This is a genomic window from Micromonospora sp. WMMD712, assembly GCF_029581295.1.
GTDB classification, from domain to species: domain Bacteria; phylum Actinomycetota; class Actinomycetes; order Mycobacteriales; family Micromonosporaceae; genus Micromonospora; species Micromonospora carbonacea.
In genome coordinates this window covers 7,507,462-7,523,158 of the sequence record NZ_CP120743.1, presented here as the reverse complement: position 1 = coordinate 7,523,158, position 15,697 = coordinate 7,507,462, and the positions used below count along the sequence as shown (strand labels likewise).

Sequence of the window (15,697 nt, the reverse complement as noted above, 5' to 3'; positions counted from 1 at the left end):
GCGCCCGACGCGACCCGCAGGGTGGCGCCGGGCCCTCCCGGTGCGGCTAGCCGGGCGAGGTGACCGTCGGGAGCACGGCGAGCAGCTTCTCGATCCGCTCGGCGCCCGGCCGGTGGCCGGTCGCGGCGTGGCACTGCGCGGCGAGCCGCGCGCTGTGCCAGGCGGTGTCCGGGTCGCCGGCCCGGTACGCGGCGGCGGCGCGGGCGGCGAGCGCCCGGCCTTCGAGGAGCCGGTAGCCGCACTGCCGCGCGACGGAGAGCGCCGCGTGGCACCAGGACAGCGCCGCGGGCTCGTCGAGTTCGGCGAGGCTGACGATGATGTCGGCCTCGATGTAGCGGTCCGCTGACGCGCGCGCGTGCGTCAGCGCCTCCAGCAGGAGACCGACGTGCCCGCCGACGAGGCCCAGGACGTGGAGCGCGACCGCTTCGAGCCGGGGCTCGGCCGGTTCGCGTGCCATGTCGAGCGCCTGACGCGCGAGCGCCGCCGCCCGCGCGTCGTCGCCGCGGTCGTGGTGGACCCGCGCCAGCGCGCACAGCGCGGTGGCGCGGCCCCGGCTGCCCGTCTGCTCGTGCAGCTCCACCGCGGTGGTCAACGTCCGCGACGCCTCGTCGAAGCGGCCGAGGAGGTGGTAGACCGCGCCCAGGTTGTTCAGGATGAGCGCGCGGCTGAACACCGACCGGTTCTGGTCGGCCAGGGCGAGCGCCGCGTGGTGGTGGTTCGCGGCCTCGTCGAGCCGCCCGAGGTCGGCGCAGACCAGTCCGAGGTTGTTGTGGTTGACGGCGACGCCGGCGGTGCGGCGGATCCGCCGGTTGAGCTCCAGCGCCTGCTCCATGACCCGCAGGGCCTCGCGCGGCTGGCCGGTCATCCGGAAGACTGGCCCCAGGTTGCCCAGCGCCGCCGCCTGCCCGTCGTGCCAGCCCGACCGGTTCGCCGACCGCAGCGCCAGCCGGTAGTCGTCGGTCGCCTCGGGGAACCGTTCGAGCCGCCAGTTCAGGGCGGCGAGGCTCAGCCGGGCCGCCGCCTCGGCCTGCTCGTGGCGCGCGGCCTGGGCCGCGGCGAGGCCGAGCCGGGCGACCTCGGACCACTCCGCGGTGTGCATGCCCAGCCAGAGGTATCCCCGCAGCGCGTCCGCCAGCGCCCAGGCGTACGCGTGCAGTCCCTGGCGCGTCGCGTGCCGGGTCGCGGCGACGAGGTTGTGCCGTTCCGCGTCGAGCCAGGCGAGAGCGTCGACGTGGCTGGCGAACCGCATGGGGCGGGCGGGGACCGGCAGTTGCAGGGGCACGCGCAGCACCTGCGGGCACAGCCGGTCGGCCGCGGAGTGCACGCTGAACAGGTACCAGGAGAGCAGGTCGCCCAGCGTCCGCCGGTTGTCGTCCTGCGCCGCGAGCTCGGCGACGTAACGGCCGAGCAGGTCGTGGGTGCCGAAGCGGCCCGGCGTCCGCTCGTGCACCAGGTGCGCGTCGGCGAGGCTGGCGAGCATCCCGGCCGCCTCCCCGGTCGCACAGCCCATCCGCGCGGCGGCCGACTCCGCGGTCACGTCGGCGCCGGGCAGCAGGCCGAACAGGCGGAAGAGCCGCTGGAGCCGCGGCGGCAGGGTGCGGTAGGAGGCGGTGAACGCCGACCGCACCGCGATCTGCTCGTCCTCGCCCACGGCCAGCATGGTCAGCGGGTCGCCGGCGCGCAGCCGGGTCAGGTAGTCGCCGATCGTCTCGTGCCGACGGGTCTGCAGGTCGGCCGCGGCGATGCGCAGCGCCAGCGGCAGGTGGGCGCAGTCCCGGGCCAGGTCCGCGAGCGCGGCCTCCTGACCGGCGACCCGGTCCGCGCCGATGACGCGGGCCAGGAGCGCGGTCGCCTCCGGGGGCGCGAGCACGTCCAGCGACAACCGCTGCGCGTCGTGCCGGGCGGCCAGCCCGCCGAGGCGGCCCCGGCTGGTCACGATGACCAGGCAGCCGGCGCCGCCGGGCAACAGCGGCCGGACGTGCGCCGTGTCCCGGGCGTTGTCGAGCACGAACAGCACCCGCCGGTCGGCGACCACGCTCCGGTAGAGGTTCGCCGCCTCGTCGACGTCGTCGGGCACCTGCGCCGGCGGCACACCGAGCGCGCGCAGGCAACGCGACAACGCGTCCAGCGGCGCGAGCGGCGCGCCGGGCGAGTATCCGGCCAGGTCGAGAAAGAGCTGCCCGTCACCGAACAGGGGCCGCACCCGGTGCGCCCACCGGACGGCGAGCGCCGTCTTGCCGACCCCGGCGGTGCCGACGATCGCGACGACCGCGAGGGCGTCGCTGCGCCGGGCCCGGTCCAGCATCGCGTCCAGGTCGGCGAGCGCGTCGGCGCGGCCGGTGAAGGTCGACAGTCCGGCGGGGAGCTGGGCCGGGCGCGGGGCCGGCCCGGTGTGCCGGCCGACGGGCTGCGGGGCCGGCCCGCCGTCCCGGGCGGCGGGCGCGGGCCGGGCCGACGGGAACTGCTGCCGCAACACCCGCAGGTGGGTCTCCGCGAGCCGGGCTCCCGGCTCGACGCCCAGCTCGTCGGCGAGCCGGCGGCGGGTCCGCTCGAACACCCGCAGCGCCTCGGCCTGGTGCCCCGCCCCCGTCAGCGCCGTCATCAGCCGCACGACGAGGCCCTCGTGGCAGGGGTTCGCGGCCACCAGCCGGCGCAACGGCGCCACCGCCTCGGCGTGCCGGCCGAGCGCGAACTCGGCGTCGAACAGTTCCTCGGACGCGGCGAGCCGCCGGTCGTGCAGGCTGGCGGCGGCCCCCGGCACGAAGACGGCCGACGCGCCCGCGAGCGCCGGGCCGCGCCACAGCGCCAACGCCCGGCGCAGCAGGGTCGCGGCCGGCTCGTGCTCGCCGGCGTCGGCGTGCCGGCGGGCGTCCGCGGCGAGGCCGGCGAAGACCCGCGCGTCCAGGTCGTCGTCGTCGAGGTCGAGCCGGTACCCGCCGGACTCCGAGAAGATCGTCTCCGGCAGCTCGGCCGCGCGGGTCAGGTGGCGCAGCCGGGAGACGCACACCTGCACCTGCGCGCGCGCCCGGGCGGGCAGCGCCCCGCCCCACAGCGCCTCGGCCACCTGGTCCGCCGACACCAGCACGTTCGCGTTCAGCAGCAGATAGGCCAGCACGGCGCGCTGCTGGGGCCGGCCCAACGGCACCCGCTCGCCCCGCGCCACGGCCTCGACCGGGCCGAGCAGGCGCCATCTCATGCAACCCCCAGTGATAGATCGATCACATTTTATTCGTCCACACCTGGGTGGCTATCGGACGGCTAGCCGATGGCAAGGCCGCCCTCGCAGCCTCGTGGGAGGGGCCGGGCAGACGACCCGGGCCAATCTGCAGAGGAGCTTCAATGGGAGGAAGAATCCGCGCCGCCCTGGTCGCCGCCGCGACACTCGGCCTGGTCCTCGCCGCAGCCGGCGTCGCGCAGGCCGACCCGTCGGCGCAGCCGTCGATGCGGGACGCTCGGGCCGCCGCGACGGCCTCGGGTGAGCTGGGCGCCGCCGCGAAGGGCGGGTTCGGCACCGCCGCGACGTGGTACACCGGGACGGTCGCGGCCGGCGGCACGCAGGGCTGGACCTGGACCAACGCCCCGGCCGACGCCGCCTACGTGGTCGGCTACAACCCGGTCGGCGCCACCACCTCGTCCATGTGCCAGTTCGAGACGATCAGCAGCCAGTACGTCCAGCTCTGGGGTGGGCAACGGCAGTTCCAGTTCACCCTGAAGAACGTCGGCACGATCGCCTGCGGCGCGACGGTTCAGCTCGCGGCGGTGAGCAGCTCGGTCGCCACCTCCACCGGCGGGGTCAGCCCGGGTGGCACCCAGACGCACCTGTGGAACATCCCCTGGAACACCAACTGGGTGGTGGGGCTCAACCCGAGCGGCGCCACGAGCTCGGCGGCCTGCCAGTTCCGGGTGACCCGCACCTGGTTCGTGCAGCCGGCCGCGGCGGGCGCGCTCCGCCAGTTCTACGTGGAGGTCAAGAACGTCGGGACCATCGCCTGCCAGACCGACATCCGGCTCGGCTCCACCGCCGTCTCCTACAACTTCACCATCGCGACCATCGCCTCCGGCACCACCTGGTCCACGATCTGGTTCAACGCGAACCCCGTCACCTCGGTCTACCTGGTCGGCGCGTCGCCCCAGGGCAGCGCGCCCATCACCTGCCAGTTCGAGGTCACCCGCATGGTCTACCGGCAGAGCATCAACAGCGACGGATCGTCCCAGCGGCAGATCCTGATCTCGTTCAAGAACCTCGGCGGCACCACCTGCGGAGGACTCGCCCAGTTGCAGACGATCGCGGCCTGACCCCGTACACCCGGCCGTCGCGCGGCGACCACCACGGTCGTCGCGCGACGGCCGCGACCGGCCCGGCCCCGACGCGGGGCGGGCGGACCGGCCGCGCGCCTGCGCGGCTCTCCCGGTCGCCGCAGGCGGCGCAGCTGCCCATCGTGCTCCCTCCGCGCCGGCGGCCGACGTCGGGCGGCGGCGCAGTCCGCGCCTGTCGGCGACAGCTCAGGGCACGAGCCGCGAAGGCTGCCCGTGGGCCGGAGTCGCGTGGACCCCCGTGCCGTACTCGTACCGCAGGCCGGCGTCTGCGATGAGCCGGCCGGCGTGCGGCAGCACGGGGTGCGCGCCGATCCTGCTCACGGCCATCCGGCGGATCACCCGGTTCAGCCTGCCTGAGGCGCGGCTGACCGCCGGCCAGTCCCACGCGGCGGGATCGCCCAGTCGGGGCACGGTCGCCGCCCACGCCGCGGCCCGCTTCTCCGAGTTGTGGTTGGTGTGGCTCCAGCGCAGCTCCTGCGCGCCGAACGGCCCGCCGTAGTGGAGCTGGACGAGCCCCCAGCCCTCGCAGCAGTGCCGGAACGTCGGGTCGCCCGGCGCCTCCGCGAGCAGGTCGATCCGGCTGACCGTCGGCTCCGGCCCGGAGTCGACGACGAACAACTCCAGGTGTCGTCCCCGGGGCGCGGCGGCGGCCTCGACGGCGGCTCGGAACTCGCGCAGCTCGCCGCCGGGCTCGGAGTCGGACTCGAAGACACGGAACAGGCCAAGCTCGAAGACGGCCTCGACGACCGCCGACCAGTCGGCCTCTGCGGCGTAGAAGTCCAGGTTGGGCACAAGCTGATTGTCCCAGTCGGCAGGATCTCCGGTCACCGCCCAGCCGCGGTCCCGGCCTGCGGTCCCGCGCGGTGACGGGTCGGGTCGGGGACCGCATCGGGCCACCCGGACGCGGAGTGGGACCCGGCGTAGGCCGGGTCCCACTCCGCGCCGCCTCAGCGGCGACAGCCGGTCAGCACGCCCCGGTCGTCACGCCCCGGTCATCCGACGGGAGCGACGGACGGCCAGTACGGCGCCCGCGCCGAGGGTGACCATCCCGGTGCCCAGGCCCAGCGTCCACCACAGCCCCGTTCCGCTGTCGCCGGTCACCGGCAGGTGCGGGTGGTGCGTCGGGTACGGCGACGCGGTCGGCGACTGCGTCGGCTGGGTGGGCGACGCCGTGGGCGTCACGGTGGGCGACGCCGTCGGCTGCGTCGGCGACGCCGTCGGCGTCACGGTGGGCGAGGCCGTCGGCTGCGTCGGGGTGGCCGTCGGCGACGTCGGGGCCAACGGCCGCTCGCAGTTGGCCTCGGCGAGGATGACGGTGCCGACCGGGATGTCGACGACCTGGCCGCCGTCGACCGAGCCCGTCAACTGGACGGTGGCCAGCACCGCGACCGCGGCGGCGGTGTCGGCGGTGGTCTCCTCCACCGCGGTGAGGGTGACGGTGAGGCTGGCCTCGGTCAGGCCGGGCACCACGACGGCGGCGCTGGCGGTCACCCCGGGGGTGTTCGGCACCAGCACGGCGGGCGCGCCGAACAGGGTCAGCCCGACGACGTTGGTGTCGGCGGTGAGCGCGCCGCTCTGCGGGCAGTTCACCTCGGCGGTGATCAGGTCGGCGGCGACGACCGGAACGCCCAGGATCCCGAGCGCCAGTTCGGCGATGTCGGCGTTCGCCGACGACGCCGTCGGCCCACGGGTGGCGCTGACCTCCAGCACGGTGCCGCTGGCGGTGACCCCCACCGCACCGGGGATCGTCACGGCGAGCCCGGTGGTGGTGTCGGTGCCGCCGCCGGGCGGCGCGGTCGCGCTGCCGATGGTGGCGTTGGCGGTGATGACCGGCACCCCCAGGACGCTGGCGGAGAGATCCACCACCACACCACGGGCGCTGGCGTCACCGGGTGCCGCGACGGCGGGACCACCGGTCGTCAGGGCGACGAGCCCCGCCATCCCCGCTCCGGCGACGGCAACGGTCGCCACTGATGCCATTCGTCTTACCAGTTTCACGCTCTGCCTCTTGTCCGTCTGCCCTCCCGCCCTCGGAAGGAGTACGCCACATGAGGAAAACAGATCTATGCCCCAATGATGCGCTAAACGGACAAAACGGCAACGGTGGCCCCGGTGGCTAGCAATATTGTGTGCCACACACTATCGTGTGAGCCGTGGTAAGCGACGACATCCTGCGCACCCATCTCCAGGAGCTGCGCCGGGGCACGGTGGTGGTGGCGAGCCTGGTCGCGCTGCGCCGACCCGACTACGGCTACGCCCTGCTCCAGCGGCTCACCGACCACGGCTTCCCCGTGGACGCCAACACGCTCTACCCTCTGCTGCGCCGACTGGAGGAGCAGGGCCTGCTGACCAGCGAGTGGAACACCGAGGAGAGCCGGCCCCGGAAGTTCTACCGGACCAGCGACGAGGGGGAATCGGTGCTGCGCCTGCTGCTCGCCGACTTCTCCGCCGTGCAGAGATCCCTCACCGGCCTGATCGAAGGAGTGGCCCGATGAGTTCCCTGACCGACCGCTACCTCGCCGCCACGCTGCGGGCGGTGCCCGCCCCGCGCCGGGCGGAGATCGCCGACGAGCTGCGGGCCTCCATCGCCGACATGATCGACGGCCGCACCGACGCCGGCCAGGACCGCGAGACCGCCGAACGCGAGGTGCTCACCGAGCTGGGCAACCCCGAACGGCTGGCCGCCCGGTACGCCGACCATCGCCTCCAGCTCATCGGCCCCACCTACTACCTGGCCTGGCGGCGGCTGCTGCGGCTGCTGCTCGCCACCGTGCCGATCGCCATCGGCGCCCTGGTGGCCGTGCTCGACGCCGTCGACGGCGGCAGCGTGGGCTCGGCCATCGGCGTCGGCGTCACCACCGGCATCGAGGTGGTCGTCCAGGTCGCCTTCTGGGTCACGCTCACCTTCGCGGTCGTCGAGCGGCTGAGCCTGCCGGTCCACCTGCCCCGGTGGACCGTCGACCAGCTCCCCGAGGACCGGCCGGCCGGGCGCGCCGCCCCACTCGCCGACACGGCCGTGTCGATCGCGGCCCTGGTGCTCCTGATCGCGTTCCTGCCCTGGCAGCACTTCCGGTCCTGGGTACGCGACGACGCGGGCGACCACATCCCGGTGCTCGACCCCGCGCTGTGGCGGTTCTGGCTGCCGGCGCTCATCGCCCTGCTGGTCGCCGAGATCGCCCTCCAGGTGGCCAGGCACCGGGCCGGCCGCTGGACCTGGCCGCTGGTCGCCACGAAGGTCACCCTCGACCTGGCGTTCGCGGTGCCGGTGGCCTGGCTCGTCCTCACCGACCGGCTGCTCAACCCCGAGTTCGTGCAGCGCGTCGACTGGCTGCGCGACGGCGCCAACCTCGACGTCGTCTACACGATCGCCCTGGTCGCGGTGGTGGCGTCGCTGGTGCGCAACACGGTGGCCATCGCCGGGCAGGCCCGCCGCCGGGCCGCCTGAGGCCCCGCGCCCGGGCCGGTCCGCCACCTGCGGGCCGGCCCGGGCGGCGCGCCGCCCGGGCGCGAAGGGACGCTCCTATGGCGTGTCAAGTGGGTGGGGTGGGTTTTCGAGGCGTCGGTAGAGGTCTCGGGCGATGTAGCGCTTGAGGCAGCGTTTGATCTCTCGGTCGGTTTTGCCTTGGGCTCGGCGGCGGTCGGCGTAGGCGCGGGTGCGTTCGTCGTAGCGCAGTCGGGATAGTGCGACGGTGTGCAGGGCTCGGTTGAGTTGCCGGTCGCCTGAGCGGTTGAGGCGGTAGCGGACGGTCTTGCCGGAGGAGGCGGGGATCGGGGCGGTGCCGGCGAGCATGGCGAACGCGGCGTCGTTGCGGCAGCGTCCGGGGTGGGACCAGGCGGTGAGTACGGTGGCGGCGACGATCGGTCCGACGCCGGTGAGGTCGAGCAGGTCGGGCCGCCAGGAACGCACGATCGTGCGGATCGCCGTTTCGTGGCCGGCGGCTTCTGCTTCCAGTGTCCGGATGCGTCGAGCGAGGTCACGCAGCACTGTCAGCGCGGTGGTGGCCTCGATGTCACTGCTTGCGGTGGTGGGTCGCAGCCGGCTGGCGGTGGTGATCATCGCGCGGGTGTTCTGCCCGCGGAAGCGGGTGCGTACTGCCTCCGGGGCGGTGATGACCATCGCGTGTAGCTGCCGTTGTGCGGCGGTGGCGGCTTCGACAGCCGCTCTGCGGGCGGTCAGTCGCATCTGCAACGCGGCCCGTTCGGGGCCGGTCTTGGGCTGTGCCAGCCTGGTACGGGCCAACGCGTCGCGGGCGGCGCGTTCGGCGTCGATCGGGTCGGACTTCGCCCCGGCCCGGCGGACGGGCCGCTTCGGGCGGTCCAGCTCGACGACCAGCTCACCGGCATCGGCCAGGTGGCGGTGAAGGCCGGCGCCGTAGCCGCCGGTGCCTTCGAGTGCCCAGGCCCGCAACCCCGACTGCCCATCGGCCAGGGCCACCAGCTCGGCGTAGCCGTCCGGATCGGTGCTCACCGTGAGCCTGGCGAGGACCCCGCCGGTGCGGGTGTCGAGCACGGCGGCGGTGTGGGTGTCTTTGTGGGTGTCGACGCCGATGACGACTTCGACCAGATCTGCCAGCATGGACATGCGTTCTCTCCTCACCGTGGGGACGCAAGGGTCCGGTCCGGTGCGGAGATGGCAGGACTGTGATGAGACACGCCAGCCGCTAACTGGCGGTCAAGCTCCTGATCAGGCCAAAGGTCTCCCGCCGGGCCGGCGCCGGCAGCAGCAGACGGACAAGTCCCGCGAAAGGCACGAAGCCAGTCAGACGAAGAGTCACGTCCACTGCTGCCGACATCAGCCCATCACCAACGGACCGACCAGGCCAGCTTCACAGTCAGCCGACCGCCGCTCTGGTGTAATGGGGAGGCGCGCAGAGGAGTAGCGCGCCTCAACCCAATCTTCCCACCATTCCAACCTAACGCCGCTTTCATATGCGCGCGTTCACTTTTCTCCTCTACCTATTACTTACCCTGGAATGGAGCTGAATCCGGGCCAATATTGCCGTTTATAACCAAGATCACTTATGGTTTGTGTAGGCCCTTTAGTCGATTAGTTATATAAGGCCGACTAAAGGAGTAAGCATGAACTGCGAATGGGCCAATCCTTAGAGAGCGTTTCGCATGTCTGTCAGTCGGGTGTGTTGAAGGTGCGGCGTTGTTGGCGGGTGGCGGGTCCGCCTCGGGTGAGACGGGCGAGCATGCCGGCGATCGCGGCCCAGCGGATCATGGCCTCGGAGGTGGCGGGGCGTGTTTCGTAGTCGCGGGCCAGGCGGCGGTGGGCGGTGAGCCAGGCCAGGGTCCTCTCCACCACCCAGCGGCGGCGGTGCACGACGAATCCTTGCTGGTCGGCGGGTTTGCGGACGATCTCCAGGGTGGTGCGCAGGATGTCGCGGGCCCAGTCGACCAGACGCCCGGCGAACCCGGAGTCGGCGAACACGTGCCGGATCGGCGTCGCCGCATAGGTGGCGAGCAGGGCGCCCTTCGCGCCGTCGCGGTCCTGCCACGAAGCGGCCAGGACCCAGACGGTCACCAGCAGCCCGAGGGTGTCGGTCACGATGAACCGTTTACGGCCGTTGACCTTCTTCCCACTGTCATAGCCACGGGTGTCGGAGTGCACGGTGTCCGCGGCCCTGACCGACTGGGAGTCGATGATCCCGGCGGTGGGCTGCGGCTGCCGGTCGTGGGCCAGGCGGACCTGCTCCCGCAGCTCGGTGAGGATCCGCTCGGTCACACCCCGCCGGTTCCAGCGTTGGAAGTGGGAGTACACCGTCTGCCAGGGCGGGAAGTCCACCGGCAGGTACCGCCACGCGCAGCCGGTACGCACCACGTACAGGATGCCGTCGACGATCGCCCGACGAGGATGCTTCTCCGGTCTACCCATCCACTGAGGCGACGGCAGCATCGGCTCGACGATCTCCCACTCGGCATCGGTCAGGTCAGACGGGTACCGCCGCACTCGATCAATACCCGTCTACCGACCGAACCCGGCCCATCGATCGCACCCACTGTGCGAAACACCCGACGAGCACACATCCCAAACGCTCTCTGAGGCCTGAAAAGCCGCTTCTCCCCCTTGCTCAGCACTGCAAGCCTCTGACCTGCTGATACCCACTGGTGATGCATCAGAGACTCTTGCATGGTGTAGAGCGCTTCGCGCATCCGGCACCGCAGGCGCTTCGCTCCTGCGAAATTGATCTGAAGTATCAGAGGTGCCCTAGAAAAGCTTTAAATCCTTTGGGTGGATCATTTGTATGGTTAGTGCATCACCCATGAAGCATCTAGATGCTTCACCCGTGGGTATCAGCAACTCAGAGACATGTATGCAGCCACTCAGCCCACATATGGAATAACAGCAGGTCAGAAACTCAAAGGGCCGGCAACCCCTGAGGATCACCGGCCCTACAACCATGGGGATTCCATGGGTGTGCTGACGCTAGTTCAGCTTCAGCGAGGGAGTCTCCCAATCGGAATCAGGTCCCCAATGCGCGACAGCATCAGGGTTACCGCTCAACCGACTCTCAATATCGTCACCCACAGTGATCATGAGGGCGATGCCGTTACGTGTACCGATAAGCCCCTGCGGAGGATCAGGCAACTTCTGAAGCTGACTCAGGATCTCTGAGGCGTCATCACCCTCGCACTTGCCTGCCCAGACCTTTACACCAACCTCATTGAGGGTCTTCCTACGGCCGACAGTGTCAGTGCCGTCCCACTGCTGCCGGTAGGTGCGGCCCGTGGGGATGTACTTCCAACCCTCAGGACGCGACGGCATAGCCTCCAACTCTTCGCGCTGCTGCTCAAGTGAGGCGTACATTTCTCGGAATTCCGCAGTGCCCTGCTCGCCCCGGAACAGTCCGGCCTTACGATCCTCCCTCAGCTCACTCAAGCGTTCCTCAACCTCAGCAAGACGAGTCGCGACATCATCGCCAGGAACGTACGCCTTCTTCATGATCTCCAGATCACCGAAAGCGCTGAGGACGAAATCTGTCACAGCCTGCTCAAGCTCCTCAGCACGCAGTGCTGCTGCCGTACAACCGTTGCCCTTACGAGTCCTGCCAGCGCAGCGGTAATATTTGTATTCCTGCTTCCTCTCAGGCTTCACCAAGTAGTGGTAGTGAAGAACCGATCCACACTCGGGGCAGTTCGCCTCACCAGACAGCAGCGCGTCAGGGGCTTTACGAGTCTTCGGCCTCTTCGCGCCGTTGATGGCGTCTTGCAGCGCATCCCAATCGTTCTTTGTGATCAGCGGCTCACCGCGCAACACAGGGGAGCCGTCGATGTCCCTGATGATCTTCCTGTCTTCCGTGAGGTAACCCAACAGGACAGGATTGGTCAGCATCCGGCGGGCAGTCTCGTCAGTCCACGCCTGGCGAGGAAGAGGCTCCCCTGTTTCCTTGTCCCTGCGAGGCTGGCCGGTGTCACGCATCGCGGCGTGATCCCGAGGTGAGAGCACTCCCCTGGCGTTGAGGTCCCTGGCGACGCTGCCGACGCTCGCTCCGTCGATGACGCGACGAACCATGTCTTGCAGGATGGGTGCGCTGACCGGATCGTGTTCCAACTCCAGCGGCCCTCGCGTGGCGCGCTGATACCCGTACGGCGTGAGGCCACCGATAGAGCGCTTCTCCTTGCGCATGCGCCGTACCCGCGCCTGAGCGCGTGACTTCATCCGAGACAGCTCAGCGCGAGCAAGCTCAGCCTTGATGAGGAAGTTCAGGCGGAAGCCGTCCCCATCGGCAGAGTCAAGCCGGTCATCGAAGCCGATCAGCCGTACCGGCGGGCGGACCACCTTGCCTGTCTCAGGGTCTTTGCCCTCGATGACGTCCAGGATCACCGCAGCGACGTTCAGGCCTTCACGGGACAGGCGGTCTACGTGCCACGCCACCAGGACGTCAGCGCGCCCCTCACTGGCGTCAGCGAGCCACGACTTGAAGGCTGGCCGGTTGCGGATGCCACCGGACGCGCCGTCATCGACGTGTAGGGCCACCTCGGCGAAGCCGTGAGTAGTACAAAGCCGCCGAAGATCATCAACCATGCCTTGCTTGGACAGGTTGCGATCATCAGCGGCTTTGGACAGACGGACGTACAGGCTGGCGCGCAGGGGTCTTCTGCCGGTCATGAGACGGCAGGCTAGACACCATCAGGCCAGTTGTGCAACTATCTCGTCGGAGACGTCGAAGTTCGCGTAGACGTTCTGCACGTCGTCGCAGTCCTCCAGGACGTCGATCAGCTTGAAGACCTTGCGCGCGCCGTCCTCGTCCAGCTGCACGTTGACGCTGGGGACGAGGGACGACTCGGCCGACTCGTACTCGATGCCGGCGTCCTCCAGGGCGGTGCGGACCGCGATCAGGTCGCCCGGCTCGGAGACCACCTCGTACGCCTCGCCGAGGTCGTTGACCTCCTCCGCGCCCGCGTCGAGGACGGCCAGCATCACGTCGTCCTCGCTGGTGCCGGCCTTGGGGACGATCACCACGCCCTTGCGGGAGAACATGTACGACACCGAGCCGGCGTCGGCGAGCGAGCCGCCGTTGCGGGTCAGCGCGGTGCGCACCTCGGTCGCCGCCCGGTTGCGGTTGTCGGTGAGGCACTCGATGAGCATCGCGACGCCGTTCGGGCCGTACCCCTCGTACATGATCGTCTGCCAGTCGGCGCCGCCGGCCTCCAGGCCGGAGCCGCGCTTGACCGCCCGGTCGATGTTGTCGTTCGGTACGGAGTTCTTCTTCGCCTTCTGGATGGCGTCGTAGAGCGTCGGGTTGCCGGCCGGGTCACCGCCGCCGGTGCGGGCCGCGACCTCGACGTTCTTGATCAGCTTGGCGAACATCTTGCCGCGCTTGGCGTCGATCACGGCCTTCTTGTGCTTGGTGGTCGCCCACTTTGAGTGGCCGGACATCTGCTACCTCCGTCTGTTGATCACGCCGGCGTCGACTGCCCGCGCCAACTCCACTTCTCCACCGGCGCACGACGGGCCGGTCGGCTCTGCGTGGATGGCCGCGGCGGGCGCGGAGCCCTGCCGAACCGCGGCAATCCTACCGAGGTGGCACGCGGCGGTGTCACACCCGGCACCGGCACGCCCGGCCGCGGACGCGCCGAGGGCCCGCCCGGACGTTCCGGGCGGGCCCTCGGCCACGGCTCAGGCGGCGCGCACCAGGTCCACGAAGTAGCGGTGCAGCCGCAGGTCGCCGGTCAGCTCGGGGTGGAAGGAGGTGGCCAGCAGGTTGCCCTGCCGGACCGCGACGATCCGCCCGGCGGCCGGCCCCTCGGTCACCTCGCCGAGCACGTCGACCCCGACGCCGACCCGCTCGACCCAGGGCGCCCGGATGAACACCGCGTGGAACGGCTCCCCCGCGACCCCGGCGATCGCCACCGGGGCCTCGAACGAGTCGACCTGCCGGCCGAACGCGTTGCGCCGCACCGTCATCTCGATGCCGGCGAAGCCCCGCTGGTCGGGACGGCCGTCGAGCACCTCGGTGGCCAGCATGATCATGCCGGCGCAGGAGCCGTAGACCGGCATGCCGGCGGCGATCCGCTTGTCGATCGGCTCGCGCATGTCGAAGATGTCGGCGAGTTTGCTGATCGTGGTGGACTCCCCGCCCGGGATGACCAGGCCGTCGACCGCGTCCAGCTCCCGCGGCCGGCGTACGGGACGGGCGTGCGCGCCCGCGCCGGTCAGGGCCGCCACGTGCTCCCGGACGTCGCCCTGGAGCGCGAGCACACCGATGGCGGGTGCTGCCGTCACGTTCGCTCCTCTCCTTGGCCGGTTGGTTGGGAAGGGGCCCTTCCTATGCAGAATGCGTTAACAGGGGGCCCCTCCTTGCACCGTCACCAGCCGCGTTCGGCCAGGCGGTGCGGCTGCGGGATCTCGTCGACGTTGATGCCGACCATCGCCTCGCCGAGGCCCCTGGAGACCTTGGCCAGCACGTCCGGGTCGTCGTGGAAGGTGGTGGCCTTCACGATCGCGGCGGCGCGCTGCGCCGGGTTGCCGGACTTGAAGATGCCGGAGCCGACGAAGACGCCCTCCGCGCCGAGCTGCATCATCATCGCCGCGTCGGCCGGGGTGGCGATGCCGCCGGCGGTGAACAGCACCACCGGGAGCTTGCCGGTCTCGGCGACCTCCCGGACCAGCTCGTACGGCGCCTGGAGCTCCTTGGCCGCGACGAACAGCTCGTCGGCCGGCAGGGAGCCGAGCCGGGCGATCTCCTGGCGGATCCTGCGCATGTGCATGGTGGCGTTGGAGACGTCGCCGGTGCCGGCCTCGCCCTTGGAGCGGATCATGGCCGCGCCCTCGGTGATCCGGCGCAGCGCCTCGCCCAGGTTGGTCGCCCCGCACACGAAGGGGACGGTGAACGCCCACTTGTCGATGTGGTTGGCGTAGTCGGCGGGGGTCAGCACCTCGGACTCGTCGACGTAGTCCACGCCGAGGGCCTGGAGGACCTGGGCCTCGACGAAGTGGCCGATGCGGGCCTTGGCCATGACCGGGATCGACACGGCGTCGATGATGCCGTCGATCATGTCGGGGTCGCTCATTCGGGACACCCCGCCCTGGGCGCGGATGTCGGCGGGGACCCGCTCCAGGGCCATCACCGCGACGGCGCCGGCGTCCTCAGCGATCTTGGCCTGCTCGGGGGTGACCACATCCATGATCACGCCGCCCTTGAGCATCTCGGCCATGCCGCGCTTGACGCGGGCGGTCCCGACGACGGGGGTGGCGCTGGCGTTCGGGGAGGTGGTTTCGGGCACGGGTCATCGCTCCTCGGCGTGCTCGGGGGGTGACGGCTAGCTGAATGCTACGTCGGGCGCAACGCCGCTCCGACAGCCAATCAGACCCACGGTGGCCTGCCCTGTGGCCGTCGTCACCCGGCCGGCGCGGCTCAGGCGGGCACGTCGGCCGGGAGCTCCAGGGTCGGGTCGTCGATGTCGAAGTAGCGCGGCCAGGGGTGCCGCCGCCCCATCCGCAACAGCCGCACCAGGGGGCGGCCGCGCGCCGAGCGGGCGTCGCGGACCAGGTCGGTGTGCACCTGGCGGGCCAGGGCGAGCCGCCGGCTCGCGGCGATCACCGCCTCGCAGTCCGGGTCGGCCGGGTCCAGCCGCACCGCCCGCAACTGCCGGGTGAGGTCGTTCTCGGCGGCCTCCCGCTCCTGCGGCTCGGCGTCGAGCGCGATCCGGGCCGCCGCGTACAGCTCGACGCCGTAGCGCCGCTCGGCCAGCACGGCCGCCGCCGCCGCGCGGCGCAGCAGGTGCGCGTCGAGGGCCCGGGCGGCGGACTCCGCGCGGACGCGCAGCCGCTCGACCCGGCCGGCGGTCCAGATCAGGTACGCCGCGACGAGTCCGACGACCAGGCTCGCGCCCACCACCCACCACATGCCCGGCATCGTAGTGCTGCTCCGTT

Annotated in this window: 13 protein-coding genes; 3 read left to right on the top strand and 10 right to left on the bottom strand. The window is 71.1% G+C overall.

Features of this window, described 5'->3' with window-relative positions; genetic code table 11:
• Positions 1-46: 46 nt before the first annotated feature.
• Positions 47-3,196 carry a BTAD domain-containing putative transcriptional regulator gene (locus O7633_RS31920; RefSeq protein ID WP_282325045.1) on the bottom strand — a complete coding sequence of 1,050 codons (3,150 nt, stop codon included), beginning with the start codon at positions 3,194-3,196 and terminating at the stop codon, positions 47-49.
• A gap of 143 nt (positions 3,197-3,339) precedes the next feature.
• Between O7633_RS31920 and O7633_RS31915 the strand changes: the two genes are divergently transcribed.
• A complete protein-coding gene (locus tag O7633_RS31915; RefSeq protein WP_278133994.1) occupies positions 3,340-4,296 on the top strand; it encodes a hypothetical protein in 957 nt (318 codons plus the stop codon).
• A gap of 207 nt (positions 4,297-4,503) precedes the next feature.
• On the opposite strand, the gene O7633_RS31910 is transcribed toward O7633_RS31915, so the two are convergent.
• Both O7633_RS31910 and O7633_RS31905 read right to left on the bottom strand, forming a co-directional pair.
• Positions 4,504-5,109 (bottom strand): hypothetical protein, encoded by a 606-nt coding sequence (locus tag O7633_RS31910; protein WP_278133992.1) that lies wholly within the window; start codon positions 5,107-5,109, stop codon positions 4,504-4,506.
• 189 nt (positions 5,110-5,298) lie between these two features.
• Positions 5,299-6,288: a hypothetical protein gene (locus O7633_RS31905; protein ID WP_282325044.1), complete on the bottom strand. Its 990-nt coding sequence runs from the start codon at positions 6,286-6,288 to the stop codon at positions 5,299-5,301.
• A 182-nt stretch (positions 6,289-6,470) separates the two neighbouring features.
• Here O7633_RS31905 and O7633_RS31900 point away from each other — a divergent pair, with 182 nt between their 5' ends.
• On the top strand, positions 6,471-6,812 hold the full coding sequence (locus O7633_RS31900; RefSeq protein WP_074475975.1) for a PadR family transcriptional regulator: 342 nt from the start codon (positions 6,471-6,473) through the stop codon (positions 6,810-6,812).
• The gene (locus O7633_RS31895; RefSeq protein WP_074475974.1) at positions 6,809-7,762 is read left to right on the top strand and encodes a permease prefix domain 1-containing protein; all 954 of its coding nucleotides are present in this window, start codon (positions 6,809-6,811) and stop codon (positions 7,760-7,762) included. The genes O7633_RS31900 and O7633_RS31895 overlap by 4 nt, the downstream gene beginning before the upstream one ends.
• A 75-nt stretch (positions 7,763-7,837) precedes the next feature.
• Here O7633_RS31895 and O7633_RS31890 read toward each other — a convergent pair whose 3' ends face one another.
• From O7633_RS31890 to O7633_RS31860, 7 genes are all read right to left on the bottom strand, one after another.
• A complete protein-coding gene (locus O7633_RS31890; RefSeq protein ID WP_282325043.1) occupies positions 7,838-8,899 on the bottom strand; it encodes an IS110 family transposase in 1,062 nt (353 codons plus the stop codon).
• 543 nt (positions 8,900-9,442) lie between these two features.
• Positions 9,443-10,270, bottom strand: coding sequence for an IS5 family transposase (locus O7633_RS31885; RefSeq protein ID WP_282325042.1), 828 nt, complete (start codon positions 10,268-10,270; stop codon positions 9,443-9,445).
• A gap of 477 nt (positions 10,271-10,747) precedes the next feature.
• A complete protein-coding gene (locus O7633_RS31880) occupies positions 10,748-12,430 on the bottom strand; it encodes a recombinase family protein (protein WP_282325041.1) in 1,683 nt (560 codons plus the stop codon).
• Between the two features lie 21 nt (positions 12,431-12,451).
• Positions 12,452-13,201, bottom strand: a complete 750-nt coding sequence (locus tag O7633_RS31875; RefSeq protein ID WP_074475971.1) for a YebC/PmpR family DNA-binding transcriptional regulator — start codon at positions 13,199-13,201, stop codon at positions 12,452-12,454.
• Positions 13,202-13,441: 240 nt separating this feature from the next.
• Complete coding sequence (pdxT, locus tag O7633_RS31870) at positions 13,442-14,047, bottom strand: pyridoxal 5'-phosphate synthase glutaminase subunit PdxT (RefSeq protein WP_178064270.1); 606 nt, start codon at positions 14,045-14,047, stop codon at positions 13,442-13,444.
• 83 nt (positions 14,048-14,130) lie between these two features.
• Positions 14,131-15,048: a pyridoxal 5'-phosphate synthase lyase subunit PdxS gene (gene pdxS, locus O7633_RS31865; RefSeq protein ID WP_282325040.1), complete on the bottom strand. Its 918-nt coding sequence runs from the start codon at positions 15,046-15,048 to the stop codon at positions 14,131-14,133.
• Positions 15,049-15,179: 131 nt separating this feature from the next.
• Positions 15,180-15,680 (bottom strand): hypothetical protein, encoded by a 501-nt coding sequence (locus tag O7633_RS31860; RefSeq protein ID WP_074475969.1) that lies wholly within the window; start codon positions 15,678-15,680, stop codon positions 15,180-15,182.
• Positions 15,681-15,697: the final 17 nt, after the last annotated feature.

Excerpts from the sequence above, each read along its gene's own strand:
- O7633_RS31915 (WP_278133994.1), top strand. The coding sequence starts at position 3,340 with ATGGGAGGAAGAATCCGCGCCGCCCTGGTCGCCGCCGCGACACTCGGC.
- O7633_RS31860 (WP_074475969.1), bottom strand. The coding sequence starts at position 15,680 with ATGCCGGGCATGTGGTGGGTGGTGGGCGCGAGCCTGGTCGTCGGACTC.
- O7633_RS31895 (WP_074475974.1), top strand. The coding sequence starts at position 6,809 with ATGAGTTCCCTGACCGACCGCTACCTCGCCGCCACGCTGCGGGCGGTG.
- O7633_RS31920 (WP_282325045.1), bottom strand. The coding sequence starts at position 3,196 with ATGAGATGGCGCCTGCTCGGCCCGGTCGAGGCCGTGGCGCGGGGCGAG.
- O7633_RS31890 (WP_282325043.1), bottom strand. The coding sequence starts at position 8,899 with ATGTCCATGCTGGCAGATCTGGTCGAAGTCGTCATCGGCGTCGACACC.
- O7633_RS31880 (WP_282325041.1), bottom strand. The coding sequence starts at position 12,430 with ATGACCGGCAGAAGACCCCTGCGCGCCAGCCTGTACGTCCGTCTGTCC.
- O7633_RS31875 (WP_074475971.1), bottom strand. The coding sequence starts at position 13,201 with ATGTCCGGCCACTCAAAGTGGGCGACCACCAAGCACAAGAAGGCCGTG.